This is a genomic window from Paractinoplanes aksuensis (assembly GCF_024137025.1).
In the GTDB taxonomy this organism is placed as follows: domain Bacteria; phylum Actinomycetota; class Actinomycetes; order Mycobacteriales; family Micromonosporaceae; genus Actinoplanes; species Actinoplanes aksuensis.
The window spans coordinates 50083-74598 of the sequence record NZ_JAMYJR010000002.1 but is presented as its reverse complement, the minus strand read 5'-3'; the positions used below and the strand labels follow the sequence as shown (position 1 = coordinate 74598).

Sequence of the window (24516 nt, the reverse complement as noted above, 5' to 3'; positions counted from 1 at the left end):
TAACGGGTCAGTGCGACTCCCGAGCCACCTTGTCGCCGCTGGCGCCGAGCAGGAAGTCCAGGTCGGCGCCGGTGTTGGCCTGGTTCACGGTGTCGACGTAGAGCTTCTCCCACCCCCGCGCGGGGGCCGCGTAGGCCCGGGCCGCCTCGGCCGACGGCTCGCGGGCGGCCCACTCCTCAGCCGGGACGTCGACGTCGAGACGACGGTTCTCCAGGTCGAGCACGATCGGGTCGCCGGTGCGGACCTTGGCCAGGGGGCCGCCCGCGGCCGCCTCGGGGGCGACGTGCAGCACCACCGTGCCGTACGCGGTGCCGCTCATCCGGCCGTCGCAGATGCGGACCATGTCGCGTACGCCCTCGGCCAGCAACTTCGCCGGCAGGGGCATGTTGGAGACCTCGGGCATGCCGGGGTAGCCCTTGGGGCCGCAACCGCGCAGCACCAGCACCGAGTCGGGCGTGACCTCGAGCGACGGGTCGTCCAGGCGGGCCTTGAGGTCTTCCACCGAGTCGAAGACGACCGCCGGGCCGCGGTGCTGCAGCAGCGCGGGCGTGGCGGCGGCCGGTTTGACCAGGGCGCCGTCGGGGGCGAGGTTGCCGTAGAGCACGGCGATGCCCGCCTCCATCTGCAGCGGGTCGGCCCGGGGGCGGATCACCTCACGGTCGTACACCTGGGCGACCCCCAGCGCCGAGACCAGGGGCTCGCCGATGACCGTGATGGCCGTGGGGTCGAGCAGGTCTTGCACCTCGGCCAGCACCGCGTGCAGACCACCGGCCCGGTAGAGGTCGTCCATCAGGAAGCGGCCCGCCGGTTGCAGGTCGACCAGCAGCGGCACGCCGGCCCCGATCCGGTCGAAGTCGTCCTGCGTGAGCGGAATGCCGAGGCGGCCCGCGATGGCCAGCAGGTGGACGACCGCGTTGGTCGAGCCGCCGAGCGCGGCCAGGGCCACGATCGCGTTGTGGAACGACTCCCGGGTCATCACCGCGCTCGGTCGCCGGTCCTGGTCGACCAGGTCGACCGCCAGCACCCCGGTCGCGTGGGCGGCCTCGAGCAGGCGGCTGTCGGGGGCCGGGGTGCCCGCGATGCCGGGCAGCGTCATGCCCAGCACCTCGGCCAGCAGGCCCATGGTGGAGGCGGTGCCCATGGTGTTGCAGTGACCCCGGCTGCGGATCATCGACGACTCGGAGCGCTGGAACTCGGCCGAGCTGAGCGTGCCCGCCCGCACCTCTTCCGACAGCTTCCACACGTCGGTGCCGCAGCCCAGCGGGGTGCCGCGGAACGTGCCGGTCAGCATCGGGCCGCCCGGCACCACCACGGCCGGCAGGTCGACCGAGGCCGCGGCCATGAGCAGGGCCGGGATCGTCTTGTCGCAGCCGCCCAGCAGCACCAGGCCGTCGATCGGGTTGGCCCGGAACATCTCTTCCATGGCCATCGCGGCCATGTTGCGCCACAGCATGGCCGTGGGCTTGACCTGGGTCTCCCCCAGCGAGACGACCGGCAGGTTGAGCGCGATGCCGCCGGCCCGGTGGATGCCGTCGGCCACGCTGCGGCCGACCTCGTTGAGGTGGGCGTTGCAAGGAGTGAGATCCGACGCGGTGTTGGCGATGGCGATGTGCGGGCGCTCGCCGTCGAACGCGTCGGCCGGGAAACCCCGCCTCATCCAGGCCCGATGGATGTAGCTGTTCCGGTCGTCGCCCCCGTACCACTGCGCGCTGCGCCGCTCAGACATGATCCGACCGTAGCGCCGCGCCGGTTGCCGCGGGAAGATCCTTCTACTGAGCGAAAGTTTTGCATACGCTTCGGAACATGACTGCGCGCTTCGTCGCCGGGCCGGCTGGCGCGGAGGCTTACACCCTCGGCGAGGGCCCCGTCTGGGACGCCGACCGCAACCGCCTGCTCTGGGTCGACATCCTGGGCGGCACGGTGCACGCCGGGACGGTCGAGCCGGGCCGGATCACGGTGACCGAGACCTGGGAGTTCGACGACCTGGCCTGCGTGGTCGCCGTGTCGGCCGCGGGCGACCTGCTGGTGGCCCAGCGCGGTGCGGTCGTCAGAATCGACCCCGAAGGCGCCCGTACGCCGGTGGCCGACCTCACCCGGGCCGGGAGCCGCCTCAACGACGGCGGCGTCGACCCCCAGGGCCGTTTCCTGGTCGGCGGCATGGCGCTGGACGACTCGTCCGGCACGCAGACCCTGGTCCGGCTCGACGACGGCGCGGTGACCGTGCTCGACGACGACCTCACCCTCTCGAACGGCCTGGCCTGGAGCCCCGACGGCGCCACCCTGTACAGCGTCGACTCGATCCCCGGCGTGATCTACGGCCGGGACTACCCGGACGGCGAGCGCCGGGAGCTGTTCCGGATCACCGACGGGCTGCCCGACGGCCTGTGCGTGGACGCGCTCGGCAACCTGTGGATCGCCAACCACGGCCTCGGCCGGGTCGAGTGCCGCACCCCCTCGGGCCTGCTGCTGGCCGTGGTCGAGGTCGACGCCGCCCACCCCACGAGCTGCGCCTTCGCCGGCCCGGAGCTCGACATCCTGGTCATCACGACCGCCACCGAGGGCATGACCCCGGCCGAACTGACCCGCCAGCCGGCCTCGGGCCGCCTGTTCACGGCCGCCGTCGGCGCCACCGGACTCCGTACGCCGTACTGGAACCCCTGAGAACGGAGCAACACCCTTGCAACTCCTGCGAATCGGCGCTGTCGGCGCCGAAAAGCCCGCCGTGCGCGCCGGCGACTCGTACGTCGACGTGTCCGACCTGGTCGGGGACTTCGACGAGGCCTTCTTCGGGGCGGGCGGGCTCGAGCGGATCGCCGGGCCGGTCGCCGAGCGGATCGCCGCCGGGCAGACGCACGCGCTGGGTGACCAGCGGATCGGCGCCCCGATCGCGCGGCCGCACCAGATCCTGTGCATCGGGCTGAACTACAGCGACCACGCCGCCGAGACCGGCGCCACCCCGCCGGACGAGCCGATCCTGTTCACCAAGTCGCCCAACACGCTCGTCGGGCCGTACGACGACGTGCGGATCCCGCGCGGTTCGACCAAGACCGACTGGGAGGTCGAGCTCGGCATCGTCATCGGCCGCCGTACGTCGTATCTCGACAACGTCGAGGCCGCGCGCGACGCCATCGCCGGCTATGTGCTGGTCAACGACGTGAGCGAGCGCGAGTTCCAGATCGAGCGTGGCGGGCAGTGGAGCAAGGGCAAGTCGGCCGAGACGTTCAACCCGGCCGGGCCGTGGCTGGTCACCGCGGACGAGATCCCGGACGTCAACAACCTCGACATGTGGCTCGACATCAACGGCGAGCGCCGCCAGACCGGCAACACCCGCACGATGATCTTCGACCCCTACTTCCTCGTGCACTACCTCAGCCAGTTCCTGGTGCTCGAACCGGGCGATCTGATCAACACCGGCACCCCGCCCGGCGTCGGCCTGGGCATGAAACCACCGGTCTACCTGAAGCCGGGCGACGTGATGACGCTCGGCATCGAGCACCTCGGCACCGCGCGCCAGACGGTGGTGGGGCCGCGATGACCGGGCTGCGCGCGATCGTCACCGGCGGCGCCTCGGGTATCGGCCTGGCCACCGCCAACCTGCTGGCGCAGCGTGGATACCAGGTGGCCGCGCTCGACCTCAACCCCGAGGTGCCCGCGCCCCTGCTGGGCATCCGCTGCGATGTCACCGAGGACGCTTCCGTACGGGCCGCGGTGGCCGAGGCGGCGGCCGCGTTCGGCGGTCTCGACGTGGTGGTCAACAACGCCGGCATCGGCGCCCAGGGCACGATCGAGGACAACGACGACGCCGAGTGGGCCCGCGTGTTCGACGTCAACGTGCAGGGCATGGTGCGGGTGAGCCGGGCCGCGCTCCCCTACCTGCGCGAGTCGCAGCACGCGGCGATCGTCAACACGTGCTCGATCGCCGCCACGGCCGGGCTGCCGCAACGGGCCCTCTACAGCGCGACCAAGGGCGCGGTGCAGTCGCTGACCCTGGCCATGGCGGCCGACCACCTGGGCGAGGGCATCCGGGTCAACTGCGTGAACCCGGGCACGGCGGACACACCGTGGGTGGGCCGGCTGCTGGGCAAGGCCGACGATCCGGAAGCTGAGCGGGCCGCGCTCGAGGCCCGGCAGCCTTCGGGCCGTCTGGTCTCGGCCGACGAGATCGCGGACGCGATCGCCTACCTGGCCGGGCCGGGCGCCTCGGCCACCACGGGTGTGGCGCTCGCCGTCGACGGCGGCATGCAGGGCCTGCGGCTGCGCAAGTAGCGGTTTCCCGAACGCGGTGGGCGTGGCAGGATACCCACGAGTAACCAACGGAGAGGTTGGTGGCGTCGTGGCTGACTCGCGCACCGCGTACCGGACGTGCCCGTTCTGCGAGGCCGCGTGCGGTCTCGAGCTGACGATCGTGGACGAGCGGGTGGTGGCGGCCCGGGGCGACCGCGACCACGTGTTCAGCCACGGGTTCGTCTGCCCCAAGGGCGCCACGTTCGGGCAGGTCACCGACGATCCGGATCGGCTCCGGCGGCCGCTCGTGCGGCGCGCCGGCACGCATGTCGAGGTCGACTGGGACGAGGCCTTCGACGTGGTCGCCGACGGTCTGCGGCCGGTCCTGGAGACGCACGGGCCGCACGCCGTCGCGATCTATCTCGGCAACCCGAACGTGCACACGATGGCCGGTGGGCTCTACCTGAGCCCGCTGGTCAAGGCCCTCGGCACCCGCAACGTGTTCTCGGCCAGCACGGTCGACCAGATGCCCAAGCACGTGTCCTGCGGTTACCTGTTCGGCAGCCCGCTCACCATCCCCGTGCCCGATCTCGACCGCACCGACCTGCTGCTCATGCTCGGCGCCAACCCGTGGGAGTCCAACGGCAGCCTGGCCACCGCGGCCGATTTCCCGGGCCGGCTCAAGGCCATCCAGGCGCGGGGCGGGCGCTTCATCGTCGTCGATCCGCGCCGCACGCGCACGGCCGAGCACGCCGACGAGCATTTGTTCATCCGCCCCGGGACAGACGCGTTCCTGCTGTTCGGCCTCGTCCACACGCTGTTCGCCGACAACCTTCTCAACCCTTCCCCGTACGTCGCGGGGGTGGCCGAAGTGGGCCGGCTGGCCGCCGCTTTCGCGCCGGAGGTCGTGAGCCCGGCCTGCGGCGTGCCCGCCGACCGGATCCGGTCGCTCGCCCACGAGTTGGCCGCGTCCCCGCGCGCCGCCGTCTACGGGCGGATCGGAACGTGCACGGTCGAGTTCGGGACGCTCACCAGCTGGCTGATCGACGTCGTCAACGCGCTCACCGGCAACCTCGACCGGCCCGGCGGCGTGATGTTCCCGCTGGCCCCGCACGTCCGGCGGGGCACGGGCAGCGGCCAGGGTTTCCGGGTCGGGCGCTGGCACAGCCGGGTCCGCGGGCTGCCCGAGGTCAAGGGCGAGCTGCCGGTGGCCACGCTGGCCGACGAGATCGAGACGCCGGGCGACGAGCAGGTGCGGGCCCTGGTCACCGTGGCCGGCAACCCGGTGCTGTCCACGCCGAACAGCGGGCGGCTCGACCGGGCCCTGGCCGGGCTGTCGTTCATGGTCAGCGTCGACCCCTACCTGAACGAGACGACCCGGCACGCCGACGTGGTGCTGCCGCCGCCCGACGCCGTCCGCAAGGGGCACTACGACTTCTCGTTCCTCGCGCTGGCCGTACGCAATTTCGCCGCCTACCACCCGCCGGTGCTCCCGCCGCTGCCGGGAGCGATGGACGAGTGCGACATCCTGGCCCGCCTCACGACAATCGTTTCCGGCCAGGAGGTCATCGCGGACCCGGAGCGCCTGCTCGCCGCAGCTCTGCGCGCCGGCCCGTACGACCTGACCCTGGAGCAGTTGATCGAGAGCCCGCACGGCGTCGACCTGGGGCCGCTCGAACCGCGCCTGCCCGAGGTGCTGCGGACACCCAGCGGCCGGGTCGAGCTGTGCCCGGCCCCGCTGGCGGCCGACGTCGAGCGGCTGCGCGCCGCGCTCACCCGCGAGCCGGCCGGCCTGGTGCTGATCGGCCGGCGGCACCTGCGCTCCAACAACAGCTGGATGCACAACGTGCCGGCCCTGGTCAAAGGCCGCGACCGCTGCACGCTGCAGCTGCACCCGGCCGACGCGGCCCGGCTCGACCTCACCGACGGCGACGACGCGCAGGTCACCTCGCGGGTCGGCACGATCACGGCCCGGGTCGAGGTCACCGCCGCCGTGATGCCGGGCGTGGTCAGCCTGCCCCACGGCTGGGGCCACGACGTGCCGGGCACCCGCCAGACGGTGGCCGCGGCCCACCCCGGCGTCAACTCCAACGTGCTCACCGACGAGTCGGTCATCGACCCGCTCTCGGGCAACAGCGTCCTCAACGGAATCCCGGTCGAGATCAAGCCGCTCGTGAGATCATGACGCTGTGCGCCAGGCCGGGCCCGAGTGCGATCACTTTCGGTCGCCGACGCTGATCGGGCGCTTTACCGCGTCTGCTCCTCGCCGGCGATGAAAGGTTGAGGCACCGGATCGCGGTGGTCGGCTTGTTCGATTCCGCCGAGCGGGACAAGCTCGCCCTGATCCTGCACGGCATCCGGCACGCCGGGCACTGCCCGATCCTGGTCGACGCCGAGCTCTACGCCGCGCGCGAGCCGATCAGCGCGGTGCTCGTCGACGGCGTCCGCGGCCACCACCGGACGCTGGACGGCTCCCCCGCCCACGTCATCGTCGACGATGTGATCGTGCTGACCGCCGCGGGCCGGGAACAGCTCGTCGGCCGGGCCAAGCCCGGCGCGGCCCGAACGCTCAGCGAGCCGCTCGCCGTCGAGGCTGTGTGGCCCGACGCTCTTGACATCACCCGCCGTCTGGAGTTCGCCGGGCTGTACCGCGAGATCGCCGAGCAGGGCCTCACGTCGCTGGCCGGGTCCTGGTCGTCCGTGCTCGACGCGACCTTCAAGCACCGCACCCGCCAGGTCCTGGCGGCGCTCCCCCAGCCGCGCCACGCGGTTGTCACCGCCGAACTTCCTGCCCGAACGCTGCCGGTCGACGTGTGGGTGAAGGCACCTGGCGACACCCACAGCCACGGTGTCTTCTGGGTGCCGCGCGGGCAGGACATCGCCCCGGCGGTGCACCAGGCGATGCGGCCGACCCCCGACGGGCGGCTGTGCCTGGTCGAGGAGGACGTGCGCAGTATCGTCGGCGGCGAGCGGACCGATGTCGCCGTCACCGTGCTCGACGGCCGGGCCGTGCACGCCACGGTTCGTACGCAATCGCAGGCCGGCCGGCCGACCAACAGCCGGCACGGCGGCCGCTCGGTCGCCGTCGACCCGGGGCTCCTGCCGACCCGGATCCAGCGGCTCGCGGTCGACGCGGTCACCGCCACCGGCAACCGCTACGGCAGCGCCGACATCTTCGGCGACTGGGCGGCACCGGTGGTCGGCGAGGTCAACGTGATGCCGGGCGGGCGCAGCCCGGGCTTCCTGGCCCGCGTCATCGACCCGCTGGTGGCCGCGTACGTGTCCGAGATAGAACGTCGCGTCACGAAGGCTTCCCCTGCCCGTTACCGCGTACCGCGACACTGAGGGCGTGGACTGGAAGGTCGGGCTGATCGTCGTCGCCGCCGTTCTCGTGCTCGCGGCGACCGGCTCGGCGCTGGGGTGGCTCCGCGACCGCCGCCGCGGCCGCCCCTGGCCGGCGGGCGGGTGTGGACTGGGTCCGGGACAACACGTGGATCTATGGGTTGATCGCTGTGGCGGTCGTCGCCGTGCTGGCCGCGGTCCTCTCCGCGGTCGACTGGGTCCACAACCGCCGGCGGGGCCGTCCCTGGCCGGTGGGCGCCAGGGGAATGTGCCGGGCCGGCCGGCACACCGTGGTGGAGCGTCCCGCGGGGACCGAGGCGGAGCCGTGCCGCCACGAGAACCGCTGCTCCACCTGCGACCGCGTGTTGTCCGCGGGCCCGATGCACGACTGGGGCCCGCCGTCCGTCAAGGACGAGCGATGCGTCCAGATCAGCCGCTGTCACCGCTGCCACGCCGAGGGCCGGGCCGCGGCCCACAGCGTCCGGCAAGTGGTCGTGGCCGAGCTGACACCCGAGGAGCTCCGCCACGTCACCCTGCCGCCCCGCAGCAGCCCCTGCGACGTGGTCGAGGTCTGCCGTGACTGCGGTTACCACCGCCCCGGGATGCTCCCCGATCACGACTTCTCCGGCCCGTCCCCGCAAAGGTGCAGCCGCTGCGGTGAGGTCGACGATATCGGCGAGTGACCGTGCTGAGGCGTGTTTCATAACTGGGGTCGGCCTGCGGCGAGGTCCAGATTTCGGCTGCGTGCGGCCCGCGGAAGGCAGGCTACCGGTGTTGTAACCGGCCTTTCGCGGGACGTGCGCAGCCGGAATCTGGGCCCGGCGCAGGTCGGGTCCAGTTATGAAACACGCCTTACGGCCGGACGACCCCCAGGGAGACGCCGGTGGCCAGGCGGTAGGGGTTGGTGGCGACCAGGGCGCCGATGGCGCGGCGCAGGCGGGAGATCTCGGCCCGGACGGTGACCACGTGGTCGGCGTCGCCGAAGAGGACGCGGCTCATCCGGCTCGCGGTCAGGCCGTCCGGACCGCACGTCGCGAGCAGGGTCAGGATCTCGGCGTGGCGGCGGGTCAGCGGGGTGCGCCACGGCGCGGCCTCACTGTGCACTTCCAGGACGGGTGCGGCCCGCAGGTCGAGCGTGGCGCGAATCGTCGTCGACGGGCCCGCGGGCCGGACCAGCCAGCCTTCGGCGAGGCGCTCGGGCAGGCACAGGCCGAGGCCGGGGACGCCCAGCGCCGTGCCCGCCCGGGGTGCGCCGATGCGGTCGCGGGTGGCGACGCCGCTGGCCGCGGCCACCCAGCCGTGTTCGTCGACGATCAGGTGGGGGCCGGGGACGTGGGCGGCCGAGCGGCGCAGGCGTTCCAGGCGGTCGGCGTGGTGGCGCCACAATTGGGCCTCGGCCAGGCGTACGCCCATCGATACCAGGACCTCGATGGCCGGGTGCAGGGTGAGGGCGGGCCCGCTGACGTTGACGATGCCCAGCATCTCCCCCGTTCTGGGGTCGTGGACCGGGTGGGCCGTGCAGTACCAGGCGTGCTGGGCCTGTTCGAAATGCTCGGCCGAGAACAGCTGCACCGGCGCCGCCTCGACCAGGGCGGTGCCGATGGCGTTGGTGCCGACGGCCGCCTCCGTCCAGTGGGCGCCCTCGGTGAAGCCCAGGCCGTCGGCCCGGTGGAGCAGGCCGTGGGGGCCCACCCGCCACAGGATCACGCCGTCGGCGTCGGTCACGACCAGCAGGAAGCCGTCGGCCAGGCGCAGCAGGTCGTCGATGATCAGGGCCAGCGGGCTGTCCCGGCGCAGCCGCTCGACCTCGTCGAACGGGACGGGGTCGCGGGCGTTGGCCCGGCCCGGGTCGAGCCCGAGGCCGATCACGCGGGACCAGGAGCGTTCGACCAGGGCGCGCGGGCGGTGGGCCGGGCGGCCGCCGGTCAGCACGGCGTCGTGCACGCGGCGCAGCTCACGGGCGTGCCGCGACAGGTCGGTGCCCGGCCGCACGGCGCTGAAATCGCCCATGGCTGAGCATGGCCCGCGCGTGCAATGTGTTGCAACCCTGTTGCGAACCGAAGTCGAGCCTGTCTGCTGGCGGGCATGACGCACACAACCGAGCTCACGGTGAGGCAGCGCGTGGACGACTGGCTCGCGTCCTTCGAGGCCGCGCTGCGGGCCCGGGACGTGCCGGCCGCGGCCGCCCTCTTCGCCACCGACTGCTACTGGCGCGACCTGGTCGCGTTCACCTGGAACATCACCACGGTCGAGGGCCGGGACGGCGTCGCCGACCTGCTCATCGCCACCCTGGACGGCACCGATCCGTCCGGGTTCGAGGTGACCGAGGAGCCGTCCGAGGCGGGCGGCGTGATCGAGGCCTGGATCCGGTTCGAGACAGCCGCCGGGCGCGGCAGCGGGTTGCTGCGGCTCAAGGCCGAGGGCGCGTGGACGCTGCTGACCACCCTGCGCGAGCTCAAGGGGCACGAGGAGGCGCAGGGCGACCGGCGGCCGCAGGGGGTCGAGCACGAGCTGACCGAGGGGCGGCAGTCGTGGAAGGAGCGGCGGGAGCAGGAGGCGGCCGCGCTCGGCCGCGAGGAACAGCCGTACGTCGTGGTGATCGGGGGTGGCCAGGGCGGGATCGCTCTCGGGGCCCGGCTGCGCCAGCTCGGCGTGCCGGCCGTGGTCATCGACCGGAACGCCCGGCCCGGTGACCAGTGGCGGGGCCGGTACAAGAGCCTCTGCCTGCACGACCCCGTCTGGTACGACCACCTGCCGTACCTGCCCTTCCCGGCCAACTGGCCCGTGTTCGCGCCCAAGGACAAGATCGGCGACTGGCTCGAGATGTACACGAAGGTAATGGAGGTGCCGTACTGGAGTTCTTCCTCCGTCCGTTCAGCCACCTTCGACAGAACGAGCAAGCGGTGGAGCGTCATCGTCGACCGCGACGGCGGCACGGTCGAGCTGACACCGGCCCACGTCGTGTTCGCGACCGGCATGTCGGGCAAACCCAACTACCCGCAGTTGCCCGGTCAGGACGTGTTCCGCGGCGACCAGCAGCACTCCAGCGGGCATCCGGGCCCCGAGGCGTACGCGGGCAAGCGGGTCGTCGTCGTGGGCTCGAACAACTCGGCCTTCGACATCAGCGGCGCGCTGTGGGAGCACGGCGCCGACGTGACGATGGTGCAGCGCTCGTCGACCCACATCGTGAAGTCGGCGACGCTCATGGACATCGGGCTGGGCGACCTCTATTCGGAGCGCGCGGTGGCCGGCGGCGTCACCACCGACAAGGCCGACATGATCTTCGCGTCGATCCCGTACCGGATCATGCACGAGTTCCAGATCCCGCTGTACGAGCAGATGGCCGAGCGCGACGCCGAGTTCTACGCCCGGCTCGAGAAGGCCGGCTTCCGGCACGACTGGGGCGCCGACGGATCCGGGCTGTTCATGAAGTACCTGCGACGCGGCTCCGGCTACTACATCGACGTGGGCGCGGCCGACCTGGTCGCCGACGGCCGGGTCAAGCTCGCGCACGGCCAGGTCGACCACCTGACCGAGGACGCCGTCGTGCTCGAGGACGGCACCGAGCTGCCGGCCGACCTGGTGGTCTACGCGACCGGCTACGGCTCGATGAACGGCTGGGTGGCCGACCTGGTCGATGCCCCGACGGCCGAGAAGGTGGGCAAGGTGTGGGGCCTGGGCTCGGACACGCCGAAGGACCCGGGCCCGTGGGAGGGCGAGCAGCGCAACATGTGGAAGCCCACGCAGCAGGAGAACCTCTGGTTCCACGGCGGCAACCTGCACCAGTCGCGGCACTACTCGCTCTATCTGGCCCTGCAACTGAAGGCCCGGTACGAAGGTCTGCCGACCCCTGTCTACCGGCTCCAGGAGTCGCACCACACGTCCTGACCAGATGTGACCGGCGTCACTCGCGAGGATGATCCGTCGCGGGTGGCGCCGTCGTCTGTCTGGATATGAAAGTGACCGAGCTGGACGACGAGCAGCTGCTGCGGCGCGTCGCGCGGGCCGATCGGGCCGCGTTCGACGAGCTGTACCGGCGAACCTCGCCGTGGCTGGCCGTCCGCCTGCGGCGCCGCTGCTCGGACGACGGCATGGTGGCCGAGATCCTGCAGGACACGTATCTCTCCGTGTGGCGGGCGGCCGGCACGTTCACCGCCGACGGCAGCGGGGCCGGCTGGCTCTGGACCATCGCGTCCCACCGGCTCGTCGACGCCATGCGCAAACGGGCCCGGCACCGCGAAACCCCGTCCGAGGAGCTTCCCGTACGCAGCACGCCCGCCGCCGAGGACGAGGCGCTCGCGGGCTCGATCGGCGACGAGGTCGGTGTCGCGCTGTCGCGGCTCGCCCCCGAGCTGCGCGAGGTCCTGCACGCGATGGTGCTGGACGGACTCACCGTACGGGAAACCTCGATCCTCCTCGGCCTGCCCGAGGGAACCGTCAAGAGCCGGGCGCGCCGCGCTCGCAGCGTGATGCGGGAGGCATTGTCGTGACCGATCACATTCCGGCCGCCTCGCTGGCCGCCTACACCGCCGGGGACCCGGGGCTCGACGACGCAGGAGTCTGGGCCGTCGAGGTCCACCTGGAGAACTGCGCCGAGTGCCGCGCGCGGCTGGCCGAGCTGGCCTCTCCCCCGCTGCTGACCTTGCTCGACGACGTGCAGGTGATGATCGACAGGGGGGTGCGTAACGGGCCCGAGCCGGTCCGGCGACGCACCTGGCGTCGCCTCGCGCACCGCTGGGCCGTGTGGTCGGTCGTCCCGTGGCTGGCCCTGGTGCTCAGCACGGTGCTGGCCGCCTTCCTGCTCGACCGGGAGTTCCCCCAGCGCCCGTCGCTGGTGCTGCTGCTGGCCCCGGTGGCGCCGCTGGCCGGCCTGGCCATCGCCTGGTCCCGGCGCAGCGACCCGGCGTGGGAGATCACCACCGGGACCGCGCGGGCCGGTCTCGAACTGCTTCTGCGCCGTACGGTCGTCGTCCTCGCCACCGTGCTGCCGCCCCTGGCCGCGGCCGGGTGGCTGCTCGACATGTCCCCGGCGCTCTGGCTGCTGCCCAGCCTCGCCTTCACCGCGGCCAGCCTGCTGCTCGGCGGCCTGATCGGGGTGGCCCGCGCGGCGACCCTGCTCAGCGCCGGCTGGCTGCTGGCCGTGGCCCTGCCCGCGATCCTCACCGCGAACCTGCCGGTTGTCGTCCGGCCCTCGAGCCTGCCCGTCTGGGCGGCCGCCACCCTGATCGGCGCCGTCCTCGCCGTCGCACGCGCCGGCGACCACCGGCGCTTCAACTAAGGAGACCCCCTTTGGTACGCATGGTCAGCGCCACCGAGCTGAAACCGACCACCTACGCGTGGCCGGTGGAGACGACGGAGCTGCGCGTCAAGGCCGGGCGGCACCTCGCCGTCAACGGTCTCGACCTGCAGCTCGGCACCGGCGTGCACGGCCTGCTGGGCCCCAACGGCGCCGGCAAGACGACCCTGATGCGGGCGTTGTCGACCGTCCACCGGCCCTCCGGCGGGCAGTTGCGGCTGCTCGGCGAGGACGCCACCAGCAGCCGCGTGCTGCGCCCGCTGCGCCGCCGCCTCGGCTACCTGCCGCAGCACTTCGGTTTCTACCCGCGGTTCACCGTGCGCGAGTACGTCGAGTACATGGCCTGGCTGCGCGAGATGCCCAAGGCCGCCATCCCCGGCGCCGTGCAGCGGGCGGTCGAACGGGTCGGGCTGACCGCCCGGGCCGACTCGCGGCTCAAGGCCCTCTCCGGCGGCATGCTGCGCCGGGTCGGCATCGCCCAGGCCATCGTCAACGACCCCGACCTGCTGCTGCTCGACGAGCCGACCGTCGGTCTCGACCCCGAGCAGCGCGTCGAGTTCCGCACGCTGCTGCGCGAGCTCGGCACCGACAGCTGCGTCGTCGTCTCGACCCACCTGGTCGAGGACGTGGTCGCCGCCTGCACCGACGTGGTGCTGGTGGACGAGGGCAAACTGGTCTGGCAGGGCCTGCCGGCCGCGCTGATCCAGATCGGCGAGCAGGGCGGCACCGGCGACAGCCCGGCCGAGCGCGGCTACACCTCGCTGCTGAGCTCGCACCGGAGCGCCTCGTGAGGCGCATCTTCGGCGTCGAACTACGCCGCTCCAATGCGCCCACGCTGTTGGCCCTGCTCATCGGAGCCGGCATCGCCGGTCTCGCCCTGGGCGGAAACCTCGGCCTCGGCACCTGGCACCTCTTCGCGTACATCCATTCGTCCTCGATGTTCCTGCTGTTGCCCCTGGCCCTGGCCGGTGGCGCGGTGCTGGGCCGGCGCGAGAAGCGCACCCGGGCCGCCGAGTTGTTCGCCAGCACCGGACGGCCCACCGCCCACCGGCTGCTGCCCGGCCTGCTCGCGCTCGGGGTGGCCGTCGCCGTCGGGCACCTGCTCGTCTACGCCGGCGGCGCGATCTGGATCCTGGCCAGCGGCACCTACACGACCGCGGTGACCGTGCTGTGGCCGCTGACCGGGGTGCTGGTGCTGGCCGGCGGGGCCTGGATGGGGCTGGCCGCGGGCCGGGCCTGGTCGTCGCCGCTGGTGCCGCCGATGGTCGCGGTGCTCGGCCTGCTGCTCCAGTTCGGGTTCGCCGAGATCGGCCCGCCCGGCGAGCCCTCGTACCTGGAAAACCTGTCGATGCTGGCCCAGCCGCCCATCTATGCGTGGGAGGCCGTCACCGGACGCGCCCTGCTCGGGTACGCGGTGTTCGGCGCGGGTCTGATCGGCGCCGGCTTCCTGCTCGCCGCGGGCCGGTCGTGGCTGCCCCGGGTGGCCGCGGTGGTGCTGCTGGGCGTGGCCGGGTCGATCGCGGCCATAGTGCCCGGCAAGACCGCCGACACCCACTACCGCGTCGACGCCGGCGCGCAGAAGCTGGTCTGCACCGACGGCGCCCCGCAGGTCTGCGTGATCGCCGCCCACCGGCAGCTGCTCGACGAGGCGGCGCCGCAGGTCCGCGAGGCTCTCACCCTCCTGGCCAAACTGCCCGGCGGTCAGACCCGGGCCGTCGAGTGGCGGGCCGACGAGGTCTACAAGCCCGGCGAATCGGACTGGCAGAGCACCGGCACCACCCGCCCCGAGCCCGGCACGGTCAACTTCGATCTCGGCGTGACCCGTGGGAAGATCGGCCCGGCGCTGACCGAGAACGTCCTGCTCGCCGCGGGCACGCTGTGGAACGGTTGCGAGGGCGGGCAGGACCTCGTGGCTGCCCACGCCGTCGCGGCCTGGCTGTTGGGTAAGGACGAGTTGACCGGCGTCGACGACGGCCTCAGCTACTTCCCCGACCTGCAGAAGCAGGTGCCCGAGACTGTGCGGGGCCTGCGCGCGCTGCCCGAGAAGGAGCAGATCCGCCGGGTGGCCGCCGTCCGCGACGCGTCCCTGGCCTGCCAGGAGGATCTGCTGCCGATCCTGACCGGTAAGGCGTCGTCGTGATGGGTTGGCTGCGGCTCTACGTCCGCTCGCGACGCGTACCGGTGGCGGTGGCGGTCGCCCTGTCCGCGGCCGCCCTGTGCTGGGCCGGCTGGTCGATGTTCACCGACACGCCCGAGATCAACCGGGGTCTGGCCATCTTCACGGTCCTGGCCGTGCTGGCCGCGATGATCTCGACCCTGGGCGGCGACGACGACTCGCTCGAGTCGGGCACGGCCCTGCTGTGGCCGCCTCGGCGCGCGCTGCACCTGCTGGCCCTGGGCGTCGTCGCGGCGGTCCCGCTGCTGGCCAGCCGGGCCACGGGCGCGTCGTTCGGTCCGGCCGACGAGATGCTGCGGGCGGTGGCCGGCTTGACCGGCCTCATCGGCCTCGGGGTGGCCCTGGCCGGCGTCCGGATGGCCTGGCAGGTGCCGCTGTGCTGGGCGGTCATCCAGCTGATCGTCGGCGGCGGCGAGTCCCCGCCGGGGTGGCGCGAGTCGGTGTTCTGGCTGGTCCAGCCGGGCGACAGCCGGGTCGCAGCCGTCACGGCGGCCGTGCTGCTCGGCGCGGGCGTGCTCACCTACGCCTGGCGCGTCGGCCCCCGCCGCGCCCCGGCCGAGGCCGCCCTCGGCCAGTAGCCCTCCGCGCAGCCGCCCCGGCCGTCACGTCGCCCGGGCGTTCCGACGGCGTTCACAGTGGAGGGACGCCACAACCGGGCCCCGAGCCGAGTCTTCCTCTACGGACGATTCCCCTTCCGTGGAGGACGCATGCTTCAACCAGTCATGGCCGCGGTGACGGCCGCCGTCGTCGGGCTGCTGCCCGGGGTGGCGGCCACCGGCGCTGGGCCGGCGACCGTCGTGATCCGGGACGGCGCGACCCAGCCCGTCTTCGACTACGACAAGGCGATCACCGAGGAGATCTTCGTCGAGGTGCCGCTGGACACCGACGGCGACGGGGTCCGGGACCGCGTCCGCCTGGAGGTCACCCGGCCCGGCGAGACCGAGACCGACGGCCTGAAAGTCGGCTCGCTCATGATCGCCTCGCCCTATCTGGGCGACAACTGGCCCGACGTGCCCTATCACGACGTGGATCCCGGTGAGCTGCCGCTGCGGAAGCAGGCCCGGGCCGGTGGGGACGAGGGCTATCCCGAGGAGGGGACCTGGGAGTTCTTCGTCCGCCGGGGCTACGCCATGATCTCGATGGAAAGCCTCGGCACCGCGGGGTCGACCGGCTGCCCGGACGCGGGCGGGCCGCACGAGGCGGCGGCGACGCGGGCGGTCATCGACTGGCTGGGCGGCTCGGGGCGGGCCTACGACTCGTCCGGAGCGGTGGTGGCGGCCGACTGGTCGGCTCGGAAGGTCGGCATGTACGGGGTCTCGTACAACGGCACGCTGCCGCTGGCCGCCGCCGTGACCGGCGCCTCGGCCCTGAAGACGATCATCCCGATGTCGGCCGTCTCGAGTTGGTACGACGAGTACCGGGCCAACGGCCTGGTCGTAGCGCCCTACGGCTGGCAGGGCGAGGACGCCGACATCCACGCCCGGATCATCCTGTCGCGGAAGAACCCCGAGGTCTGCGCGGCGGCGATGGACAAGCTGGAACGGGAGCAGGACCGGGCCACCGGGGACTACTCACCGTTCTGGGCCGCCCGTGACTACGCGGCCAAGGCGTCGAAGATCAAGGCCAGCGTGTTCATCGTGCAGGGCCTGCGGGACTGGAACGTCAAGACCAAGCAGGGCATCCAGCTCTGGGAGGCGCTGGGCCGGCACGGCGTGGACCGGAAGCTGTGGCTCTACGACGGCGACCACGGGTCGGCCAGTGCTCCGCAGTTCTTTCCGGCCATGCGGCGCTGGATCGACCACTACATCTACGGCGCGGACAGCGGCATCCAGGGCGAGGCGCCGGTCACCTTCGAGGACGCTTCCTATGCGGTGACCGGGACCTCGGCTGCGTGGCCGGTGCCCGGTTCGGTTCCGGTCACGCTGCCGCTGGCGGTCGGGCCGGCCCGCCGGGACACGTTCGTCGACAACGGGCGTACGACCCCGGCGGAGGAACTGCTCGAACCGGCCGGCCACTCCCTGGCGTACCGAAGCCCGGTCTTGACTGGTCCGGCCCGGCTCAGCGGAGCGCCGAAGGTGGCGGTCGACGTCAGCGTCGACAACCGGACAGCGGCCAACGTGACCGCGCTGCTGGTCGATTACGGGCCGGCCGGAGCGGACCCGGTCATCGTGACGCGCGGCTGGATCGACCCGCGCAATCGGGCGTCGCTCACCCGGTCGTTGCCGGTGGTCCAGGGAAAGACGTATCGGCTGCGCTGGGACATGCAGCCGATGGAGCACATCTTCGCGGCCGGGCACCGGATCGGCGTCGTGGTGCTGTCGACCGACTACGACTACACGCTGCGGCCGCTTCCCGGCACTCAGGTGTCGGTGCGTCCGACGAGCAGCACAATCCAGCTGCCGCTGGTCGGCGGTCGCGCCGCGCTGAAGTTCTGAGCGCCGAATTTCAGTGCGGCCTGTGGTAGCCACTGACACGCCAAAAGCAGTTCGGCTCGACGTGGGCCGCTGATACGCCGGGTGGTGACCGGGTCCCGGTCACCACCCGTTCGGCGTCCCGGATCAGGCGACGGCGGCGAAGCCACCGTTCCAGGACAGCTTCTCGCCGGCGGCCAGGCTGATCTGCAGGAAGGCGAGCGACTCGAGCTCGCGCGCCCGCTTGAGCGAGCCGGCGTCGACGGCGCGCAGGCCGGCCGCCGAGACGAACTCGGCCACAGCCGCCTTGGCGTCGGCATCGTCACCGGCGATCAGCACGGCCGTGGTCTCGGAGCCGACCGAGCCGGTGGCCAGGGTGCCCGCGAAGTTGGTGTTGAAGGCCTTGACGACCTTCGACTGCGGCAGCTCCTTGGCCAGCTCGGCCGCGGCCGAACCGTCGGCCGGCACCGTCAGGTTGTCGAAGGTGGCGAAGTCGACCGGGTTGGTGAGGTCGACGACGATCTTGTCGGCCAGCTCGGCGCCGCGGGTGGCCACGATGTCGGCCAGGGCGGCGTGCGGGACGGCCAGGATCACGATGTCGCCGGTGACCGCTTCGCCGGCGTTCGAGGTGTTGAGCTGCTGAACGGTGTTGCCGCCCTTGGCGACGAGACCGCCGATGGCCTGACCCATGTTGCCGGTGCCGAGGATGCTGATGTTCGCCATGGTGTCCTCCTGAACCCGTCTTGGTTGTTGCTACAACCATTGCATGGCGCATCCAGTTGTAGCAACAACCAATCTCGTGGAAACTGGTGACCGTGGACACGCGATGGCTCGACAAGGAGCAGAAGGCCGCCTGGGTACGCCTGGCCGCCGTGCTCGAACTGCTGCCCGCCGCGCTCGACTCGCAGCTGCGGCGCGACGCCCAGATCACCCACTTCGACTACTTCGTGCTGGCCATGCTGTCCGAGGCGCCGAACCGGACGCTGCGGATGACCGCCCTGGCCGAGCTCACCACGGCCACCCTGGCCCGCCTCTCCCACGTGGCACAGCGCCTGGAGACACGCGGTCTGATCGAGCGCTTCCCCTGCCCCGAGGACAAACGCGCAACTAATGCGCGCTTGACCGACGCCGGCTGGGCGAAAGTGCGCGAGGCGGCCCCCGGCCACGTCGCCACCGTGCGCGAGAACGTGATCGACGCGCTCACCCCCGACCAGGTCGCGCAACTGACCGACATCCTCGACGGAGTCCTGCACCGGCTCGACCCGTCGCGGGCCCGCACCGAGATCTACGAGCGATACGACTGAAACCCGGCCCTACCCCTCAGCCGGCCCCGGCTCTCCCGGCGCGATGCCCGGACCTCTCAACTCGGCGCGCCGGCGGCCGAATGTGGCGACCGTCGCGATGACCGGCGCCCAGCGCTATCGCGGCTTGCTCGACGTCGCGGCCGTGGCGGGCGCCATCTTTACCCTCTGCTGGGTCTACGTGCTCGCCCCGGCCCAGGTCAGTGGGCCGGCACTGGTCACCACCACGGCGCTGACGGCGTTCGAGGTGCTCGCGGCGGCGGTCGCGGTCGTCACGATGGCCCGCAACTTCCCCGGGCGTACGGGGCACAACCCGCGCGTGCTCGGGGCCGCCTCCGTCGTCCTGGCCGCCACGGCCATGCTCGCCGTGCACCACAGCACCGGCGGTCAGTCCTGGTACAGCGGCGTCGGCTCGGGCTACCTGTTCGCCGCCGGCTTGATCCTGACCGGCAGCCGCCTCGAGACACCCCGCATCGAGGTCGACCGGGCGGCCCGGCACTTCGGCGGCGGCTGGGCCCTTCTTCCGTACGTCCCGATCGTGCTCGCCGTCGCGGCCGTGGCCATCGAACAGGTGCAGCACGGCACGCTCGACCCCGTGCTCGTGTGGGTGCTGCTGGCGACGTTCACACTGGTGCTCGTACGCCAGTTCCTGACCATGTCGATCATTGGGGGCCTGGCCGTCAAGCTGGAACGCCAGCGCGCCGAGCTGGCCCATCAGGCCCACCACGACTCGCTGACCGGCCTCTGCAACCGGGCCGCCTTCCACGAGCGCGGCCGGTCGCTGCTGGCCCGCCACCCCGGCGCCACGGTGCTGCTGATCGACCTCGACGGCTTCAAGCCCGTGAACGACCGCCTCGGCCACGCCGCGGGCGACGAGGTGCTGGCCGTCGTCGCCCGTCGCCTGCGGGCCGAAGTGCGCCCGGGCGACCTGGTGGCCCGGCTCGGCGGGGACGAGTTCGCACTGGTCCTCAGCGGGCCGGGCGCTCCGGACGCGGTCTCCCGCATCCGGAGCGCCCTGACCGAGCCGATGGTCGTGCGCGGCGAGAACGTCACCGTCGGCGCCAGTGTCGGCGCCGCGTCGGGCGACAGTTCGCTTGACACTTTGCTGCACCGGGCGGACACGGCCATGTACGCGGCGAAATCCGCTCGACGTCTGTCCGTTTAGCAGCCGAAACGCGACCGCATCCGCTCAACGCCTGTTCGTTCAGCAGCCGAAACGCGACCGCATCCGCTCAACGCCCGTTCGTTCAGCGGCCGTAGCGGGACTTGAGGTGCCGCCACCAGTCGCGGAACATCCACTTGTCGAAGTCGGTGATCTGGGTGGCGCTACCAGCCTTCATGATGAAGCCCCGGCCCGGCGTCGGGTCCCAGTCGTAGAAGTCGTCCAGGCCGTACGTATGACCGAGCTCGTGCAGGAAGATGTGGATGTTCTCGGCGGTCAGGTTGCTCATGAAGTACTCCGAGCCCATCCGCTGACCCCAGTCACCGCCCGCGCCGCCGCCGAACCCGGCGGTCAGCCACAGTGAGTGGTCGTAGTGCCGGCCCGCGCCGCCCGGGCAGCCCGAATAGTTGTTGTCCTGGTGGAAGAACCGGCCGCAGGCCGGCGCGCACTGCGGCGCGTTCTCGTTGATGTTGTTGACGTAGATGTCGACCGAGCTGTCGGTCCATTCGAGCTGGGCCCGGTCGCGGACGGCCCAGCCGACGACCTTCACCGGCACCTGCTTGTACGGCCAGTTGTTCCAGCCCTGCCCGTTGTCGAGCATCTGGTCCATCCACTTCTGGTACTGCCGCTGCAGCGCAGCGTGGATGCTGTCGCGCTGGGCGGCGGTCACCCGGGCGCTGGAATCCCACCGTACGCAGTAGTTGATCGCGCCGTTGGCCGCGAACAACTGGTCCCAGCCGTAGTTGCGGAAGCCGTACAGGTTGCCGTTGCTGTAGGTCTGTTCCTGATGCGTCCAGACCGCGGCCAGCGGCTGCACGAGCGTCGAGGGCGGGTTCCAGGCGTCACCGGTGGGCGGCGGCGTCGTGGTCGGCGGAGTGGTGGGTGGCGTGGTCGGCGGTGTCGTCGGTGGCACCGAGCCCGTGCACGCCGTCCCGTTCACCGAGAAGCCGGTGGGCACCGGGTTGGCCGCCGTGAACGATCCGTTGAACCCGAGGCTGATCGTGCCACCACTGGCCACGGACGCGTTCCAGCCCGCGTTGGTCACGGTCACGGCGGTCCCGCTCTGGGCGAAGGTCCCGTTCCATCCCTGTACGACTTTCTGGCCGGTGTCGGAGAAGCCGAAGCGCAGCGTCCACCCGTTGAGCGGGTCCCCGAGATTGGCCACGGTGACCGAGGCGCCGAAGCCCCCGGACCACTGGTTGGTGACCGCATACGTCACCCGGCACCCCACCGCGGCGTACGCGGGTCGCAGCACCGCCACCACCGAGAACGCCGCCATGAGGCAGGCGGCCGACCAGACAACCAGACGTTTCATCACTCCTCCTCGAGAGGGCCGGGCGCGGAACGGAAGAGAAACTCGGGCGCCGAGGTGTGCGGTCCGTTTTTCGCTAGCCACCGAAACGTCGGCGCGGTTGGGTGGCGGTATGGAAGAAACCGAACGTGTGCCGTGGGCGGCTGTGGCTGCCGCTTCCGTCACGGTGGTGTTCTGGGCCTCGGCGTTCGTCGGGATCCGGGCCGCTGCCCCGCACTTCTCCCCCGGCTCGCTCGCGCTCGGGCGGCTGCTGTCGGGGGCTGTTGTCCTCGTGTTGTTCCTGCTCGTCCGGAGGCAGGGACTGCCACCACGCGCGGCCTGGCCGGGGATCGCCGTCTCGGGCGTGCTGTGGTTCGGGCTGTACATGGTCGCGCTGAACTGGGGTGAGGAACTGGTCGACGCGGGCACGGCCGCGATGATCGTCAACGTCGGGCCGGCCGTCATGGCGCTGCTGGCCGGCTGGCTGCTGCACGAGGGCTTCCCGCCGCGATTGCTGGCCGGGATCGGGGTGTCGTTCGCGGGGGCCGTGGTGGTCGGGTTGTCGATGTCCGGCGGCGGGCGGGCGTCCGTGCTCGGGGTGCTGTTGTGCCTGGTCGCCGCCGTCACCTACGCGGCCGGTGTCGTGGCGCAGAAACCCGCCCTTCGGTACGCCTCGGCGTTGCAGGCGACCACTTTCGGCTGTTTGATCGGCGCCGTTGCGTGTTTGCCGTTCGCGGGGCAGCTGATCGACGACATTCGCACAGCTCCGATGAGCGCCACGCTCAACGTCGTGTACCTCGGCGTGTTCCCGACCGCTGTCGCGTTCACCACCTGGGCCTACGCGCTGGCCCGCACGACCGCGGGCAAGATGGGCTCCACCACGTACGCCGTCCCGGTCGTGGTCATCCTGCTGTCCTGGCTGATCCTGGACGAGGTGCCGCGCGCGCTGGCCATCGCCGGCGGGGTGCTGTGCCTGGCCGGGGTGGCGGTGTCCCGGAGCCGGCCACGCGGGCCGGCTCCGGAACCAGCTGTCACGAGATCGCACCAGTGACCGTGCTTCCGGACTTCGTGACGTAGTAGGTGACCTTGGCCCCGCTCCAGAAGTGCAGGGTCAGCGTCACCTTCGCGCCGTCGGTGACGTCGGCGAAGAACTCCGGGGTGAGCGCGACCGTGCCGGCCGTGTAGTCGGGCAGGAACGTGTAGGCGAACTCCTTGAACGACGTCCAGTTCTGTGGGCCGGCGTTGCTGCCGTCGGCGTACTTGGCCTCCATGGTGGCGAGCCGGTCGCCCCGGAAGGTGACCGGGACGGTGAAGGCGGCGGTGGTCCCGCTGCGGGCGGCCACGGCCGGGGTGTCGTACGTGATGATGTTGATCCGCCACGGCACGCCGGCCGAGAAGACAGCGGTGACACGGGCATTGACGCCGTACGCGCGGTCGCCGGCCAGCCGGGTCAGCAGCGCGGAGCTCAGCGTGAGCTCGTTGCCGCTGATGGTGTAGTCGGTTCCGCGTACGAGATCGGTGTTGTTGAGACGCAACGCGCTGAACGTCGTGCCGTTCGGATTGAGCGTGACGGTCTTGGCGGTGATCGCGGTCGACTTGGACAGGAAAACCTGATCGGTGTCGGCCGTTCCTGAGCGAGTCGTCCACGCCGACTTGACGTGGGCGTAGAGCTCGGGGTCGCGCCAGGTCAAAGCCGTACGGTCGAGGTGCTGGCCGTTGTCCCACAGCATCGTGGTGATCTTCTTCTGCTTGGCGTAGTAGCCCAGATACTCGAAGAACTTCAGCTTCTCGCCCTGTTCGACCGCGTTCAGCGACCGGTCGAAGCCGAGCAGGCCCCACTCGCCCAGGATGACCGGGATGCCCTTGGCCGTGAACGTGGCGGCCGAGCGGTCGAGGTAACCGACGAGGTCGGCCTGGGTGGTGGCGTCGAACGTGGTGGTGCCGGCGATGTTCACGCTGAACGGCCAATAGCCGTAGTAGTGCACGGTAGCGGCGATGTTCCGGTCGTTGAGGGCGGCGATCGTGGTGGCCAGCGCGTCCAGGTGCACCTGGTCGGCCGACGTGTGCAGGGTGGGCAGCACGAGCAGGCGGGTCGCGTTGCCGCCGCCGGAACCGCGCACGATCTTGTGGAACGACGTGTTGAGCGCGTTGAGGTGGGTCGCGCTCTGGCCCTCGTCGGTGAACTGGGGCTCGTTGACGCTCTCGAACACCAGCTTGTCCGGGCTGTCGCGGAAGGCGGCGGCGATCTGGGTCCACGTGGCGTCGTACCGGGACTGGGCGCCGGGCATGCTGTTGAGCCACTGCCACGAGTCGTGGTGGACGTTGATCATCACGTAGAAGCCGTCGGCCAGGGCCCAGTCGACGACCTCCTTGACCCGGGCCAGGTAAGCCGCCTCGATGGTGTAGCTCGGGGAACCGCCCTGGTGCTGACCCCAGGTGACCGGGATGCGGATGCTCTTGAAGCCTTGCGCCCTGACCCCGTCGAGCAGGGCCTCGGTGATGCGCGGGTTGCCCCACGAGGTCTCGTCGGCGCCGGTGGCGTCGAGCGAGTTGCCCAGGTTCCAGCCCGGCTGCATGGCGGCGACGGTCGCCTCCGCGTTACCGGTCGGCGGTGGGGTCGTGGGTGGCGTGGTCGGCGGTGTGGTCGGGGGCGTGGTCGGCCCGGTGGTGCCGGTGCAGGTGACACCGTTGAGGGCGAACGTCGCCGGGACCGGGTTGCTGCCGGTCCAGCTGCCGTTGAAGCCGAAGTTCGCGGTGCCGTTGGTGGCGATCGAGCCGTTGTAGCTCGCGTTGGTGGCGGTGACGTCGGCGCCGGCGGCGGTGACGGAGGCGTTCCAGGCCTGGGTGACGGTCTGGCTGCCCGGGAAGGCCCAGGTCAGGCGCCAGCTCGAGATCGCGTCGCCGAGGTTGGTGATCGCGACGTTGGCCGTGAAGCCGCCGCTCCACTGCGAGCCGACCGTGTAGACGACCTTGCAGCCGGCCGCGGCGGCGCCGGCGGCAGTCGCGGTCCACAGGCCGAGGAGGGTGAGCAGGGCGACGACGCCGGCCAGGGCCGCTCGCCGCCGGGTGCCACGGGTGGAAGACATCTATCCGCCTTGGGGAACACGTGCGTAACAGGGGAAGCGCACGTTATCCGCCATATTTGATAGACGTCAATCAACGTTTCCTTAAATCTGGGAGCGCTCCCAACTTTGCGCTGCGCGTCTTGCTTCTCCCGAGGCGGGCTCGTACGATGTGCGGTTTGTTAGCGCTCACAGTCGCGCTGACCGACGCGTCGCGCTGGCCGAACGCGTCGCGCTGGCCGAACGCGTCG

General features: G+C 71.6%; 21 protein-coding genes. 16 read left to right on the top strand and 5 right to left on the bottom strand.

Annotated features, from left to right (window positions below):
* Window positions 1-7: 7 nt before the first annotated feature.
* Window positions 8-1726, bottom strand: coding sequence for a dihydroxy-acid dehydratase (locus tag M1L60_RS02280; RefSeq protein WP_253235560.1), 1719 nt, complete (start codon window positions 1724-1726; stop codon window positions 8-10).
* A 77-nt stretch (window positions 1727-1803) separates the two neighbouring features.
* On the opposite strand from M1L60_RS02280, the gene M1L60_RS02275 reads away from it, so the two are divergent.
* The 6 genes from M1L60_RS02275 to M1L60_RS02250 all read left to right on the top strand — a co-directional run bounded on the left by M1L60_RS02275 (window position 1804) and on the right by M1L60_RS02250 (window position 8249).
* Window positions 1804-2661 (top strand): SMP-30/gluconolactonase/LRE family protein, encoded by an 858-nt coding sequence (locus M1L60_RS02275; RefSeq protein WP_253235559.1) that lies wholly within the window; start codon window positions 1804-1806, stop codon window positions 2659-2661.
* A gap of 16 nt (window positions 2662-2677) precedes the next feature.
* Complete coding sequence (locus M1L60_RS02270; protein WP_253235558.1) at window positions 2678-3535, top strand: fumarylacetoacetate hydrolase family protein; 858 nt, start codon at window positions 2678-2680, stop codon at window positions 3533-3535.
* Window positions 3532-4266, top strand: coding sequence for an SDR family NAD(P)-dependent oxidoreductase (locus M1L60_RS02265; RefSeq protein WP_253235557.1), 735 nt, complete (start codon window positions 3532-3534; stop codon window positions 4264-4266). Before M1L60_RS02270 ends, M1L60_RS02265 begins: the two co-directional genes overlap by 4 nt.
* Before the next feature lie 67 nt (window positions 4267-4333).
* Window positions 4334-6409 carry a molybdopterin oxidoreductase family protein gene (locus M1L60_RS47675; protein WP_253235556.1) on the top strand — a complete coding sequence of 692 codons (2076 nt, stop codon included), beginning with the start codon at window positions 4334-4336 and terminating at the stop codon, window positions 6407-6409.
* Between the two features lie 122 nt (window positions 6410-6531).
* Complete coding sequence (locus M1L60_RS02255; RefSeq protein WP_253235555.1) at window positions 6532-7569, top strand: ATP-grasp domain-containing protein; 1038 nt, start codon at window positions 6532-6534, stop codon at window positions 7567-7569.
* Between the two features lie 122 nt (window positions 7570-7691).
* A complete protein-coding gene (locus M1L60_RS02250; protein WP_253235554.1) occupies window positions 7692-8249 on the top strand; it encodes a hypothetical protein in 558 nt (185 codons plus the stop codon).
* A 169-nt stretch (window positions 8250-8418) separates the two neighbouring features.
* Here M1L60_RS02250 and M1L60_RS02245 read toward each other — a convergent pair whose 3' ends face one another.
* The gene (locus M1L60_RS02245; RefSeq protein WP_253235553.1) at window positions 8419-9576 is read right to left on the bottom strand and encodes a GAF domain-containing protein; all 1158 of its coding nucleotides are present in this window, start codon (window positions 9574-9576) and stop codon (window positions 8419-8421) included.
* A 75-nt stretch (window positions 9577-9651) separates the two neighbouring features.
* Here M1L60_RS02245 and M1L60_RS02240 point away from each other — a divergent pair, with 75 nt between their 5' ends.
* The 7 genes from M1L60_RS02240 to M1L60_RS02210 all read left to right on the top strand — a co-directional run bounded on the left by M1L60_RS02240 (window position 9652) and on the right by M1L60_RS02210 (window position 17473).
* A complete protein-coding gene (locus M1L60_RS02240; RefSeq protein WP_253235552.1) occupies window positions 9652-11454 on the top strand; it encodes an NAD(P)/FAD-dependent oxidoreductase in 1803 nt (600 codons plus the stop codon).
* Between the two features lie 65 nt (window positions 11455-11519).
* A complete protein-coding gene (locus tag M1L60_RS02235; protein WP_253235551.1) occupies window positions 11520-12056 on the top strand; it encodes an RNA polymerase sigma factor in 537 nt (178 codons plus the stop codon).
* Window positions 12053-12844 (top strand): cupin domain-containing protein, encoded by a 792-nt coding sequence (locus tag M1L60_RS02230; RefSeq protein ID WP_253235550.1) that lies wholly within the window; start codon window positions 12053-12055, stop codon window positions 12842-12844. The genes M1L60_RS02235 and M1L60_RS02230 overlap by 4 nt, the downstream gene beginning before the upstream one ends.
* A 20-nt stretch (window positions 12845-12864) precedes the next feature.
* The gene (locus M1L60_RS02225) at window positions 12865-13653 is read left to right on the top strand and encodes an ABC transporter ATP-binding protein (RefSeq protein ID WP_438862067.1); all 789 of its coding nucleotides are present in this window, start codon (window positions 12865-12867) and stop codon (window positions 13651-13653) included.
* Window positions 13650-15002, top strand: coding sequence for a hypothetical protein (locus M1L60_RS02220; RefSeq protein WP_253235548.1), 1353 nt, complete (start codon window positions 13650-13652; stop codon window positions 15000-15002). The genes M1L60_RS02225 and M1L60_RS02220 overlap by 4 nt, the downstream gene beginning before the upstream one ends.
* The gene (locus M1L60_RS02215) at window positions 15002-15616 is read left to right on the top strand and encodes a hypothetical protein (RefSeq protein WP_253235947.1); all 615 of its coding nucleotides are present in this window, start codon (window positions 15002-15004) and stop codon (window positions 15614-15616) included. The genes M1L60_RS02220 and M1L60_RS02215 overlap by 1 nt, the downstream gene beginning before the upstream one ends.
* A 129-nt stretch (window positions 15617-15745) precedes the next feature.
* On the top strand, window positions 15746-17473 hold the full coding sequence (locus M1L60_RS02210; RefSeq protein ID WP_253235547.1) for a CocE/NonD family hydrolase: 1728 nt from the start codon (window positions 15746-15748) through the stop codon (window positions 17471-17473).
* 123 nt (window positions 17474-17596) lie between these two features.
* On the opposite strand, the gene M1L60_RS02205 is transcribed toward M1L60_RS02210, so the two are convergent.
* On the bottom strand, window positions 17597-18172 hold the full coding sequence (locus M1L60_RS02205; protein WP_253235546.1) for an NADPH-dependent F420 reductase: 576 nt from the start codon (window positions 18170-18172) through the stop codon (window positions 17597-17599).
* A 92-nt stretch (window positions 18173-18264) separates the two neighbouring features.
* On the opposite strand from M1L60_RS02205, the gene M1L60_RS02200 reads away from it, so the two are divergent.
* Both M1L60_RS02200 and M1L60_RS47670 read left to right on the top strand, forming a co-directional pair.
* Entirely contained in the window at window positions 18265-18753 is a 489-nt protein-coding gene (locus M1L60_RS02200) for a MarR family winged helix-turn-helix transcriptional regulator (RefSeq protein WP_308208412.1), read from the top strand.
* 82 nt (window positions 18754-18835) lie between these two features.
* Window positions 18836-19915: a diguanylate cyclase domain-containing protein gene (locus M1L60_RS47670; protein ID WP_253235544.1), complete on the top strand. Its 1080-nt coding sequence runs from the start codon at window positions 18836-18838 to the stop codon at window positions 19913-19915.
* Between the two features lie 82 nt (window positions 19916-19997).
* On the opposite strand, the gene M1L60_RS02190 is transcribed toward M1L60_RS47670, so the two are convergent.
* Window positions 19998-21227 (bottom strand): cellulose-binding domain-containing protein, encoded by a 1230-nt coding sequence (locus tag M1L60_RS02190; RefSeq protein WP_253235543.1) that lies wholly within the window; start codon window positions 21225-21227, stop codon window positions 19998-20000.
* 109 nt (window positions 21228-21336) lie between these two features.
* On the opposite strand from M1L60_RS02190, the gene M1L60_RS02185 reads away from it, so the two are divergent.
* Window positions 21337-22254: a DMT family transporter gene (locus M1L60_RS02185; protein WP_253235542.1), complete on the top strand. Its 918-nt coding sequence runs from the start codon at window positions 21337-21339 to the stop codon at window positions 22252-22254.
* Here M1L60_RS02185 and M1L60_RS02180 read toward each other — a convergent pair.
* Window positions 22235-24289, bottom strand: a complete 2055-nt coding sequence (locus tag M1L60_RS02180; protein WP_253235541.1) for a cellulase family glycosylhydrolase — start codon at window positions 24287-24289, stop codon at window positions 22235-22237. The two genes, M1L60_RS02185 and M1L60_RS02180, sit on opposite strands and share 20 nt — an antisense overlap.
* Between the last annotated feature and the right edge of the window lie 227 nt (window positions 24290-24516).

Bases quoted from the DNA above. Each gene is read 5' to 3' on its own strand.
- M1L60_RS02280 (WP_253235560.1), bottom strand. From the start codon at position 1,726: ATGTCTGAGCGGCGCAGCGCGCAGTGGTACGGGGGCGACGACCGGAAC.
- M1L60_RS02275 (WP_253235559.1), top strand. From the start codon at position 1,804: ATGACTGCGCGCTTCGTCGCCGGGCCGGCTGGCGCGGAGGCTTACACC.
- M1L60_RS02265 (WP_253235557.1), top strand. From the start codon at position 3,532: ATGACCGGGCTGCGCGCGATCGTCACCGGCGGCGCCTCGGGTATCGGC.
- M1L60_RS02245 (WP_253235553.1), bottom strand. From the start codon at position 9,576: ATGGGCGATTTCAGCGCCGTGCGGCCGGGCACCGACCTGTCGCGGCAC.
- M1L60_RS02240 (WP_253235552.1), top strand. From the start codon at position 9,652: ATGACGCACACAACCGAGCTCACGGTGAGGCAGCGCGTGGACGACTGG.
- M1L60_RS02235 (WP_253235551.1), top strand. From the start codon at position 11,520: ATGAAAGTGACCGAGCTGGACGACGAGCAGCTGCTGCGGCGCGTCGCG.
- M1L60_RS02225 (WP_438862067.1), top strand. From the start codon at position 12,865: ATGGTCAGCGCCACCGAGCTGAAACCGACCACCTACGCGTGGCCGGTG.
- M1L60_RS02215 (WP_253235947.1), top strand. From the start codon at position 15,002: ATGGGTTGGCTGCGGCTCTACGTCCGCTCGCGACGCGTACCGGTGGCG.
- M1L60_RS02210 (WP_253235547.1), top strand. From the start codon at position 15,746: ATGCTTCAACCAGTCATGGCCGCGGTGACGGCCGCCGTCGTCGGGCTG.
- M1L60_RS02205 (WP_253235546.1), bottom strand. From the start codon at position 18,172: ATGGCGAACATCAGCATCCTCGGCACCGGCAACATGGGTCAGGCCATC.
- M1L60_RS02190 (WP_253235543.1), bottom strand. From the start codon at position 21,227: ATGAAACGTCTGGTTGTCTGGTCGGCCGCCTGCCTCATGGCGGCGTTC.
- M1L60_RS02185 (WP_253235542.1), top strand. From the start codon at position 21,337: ATGGAAGAAACCGAACGTGTGCCGTGGGCGGCTGTGGCTGCCGCTTCC.
- M1L60_RS02180 (WP_253235541.1), bottom strand. From the start codon at position 24,289: ATGTCTTCCACCCGTGGCACCCGGCGGCGAGCGGCCCTGGCCGGCGTC.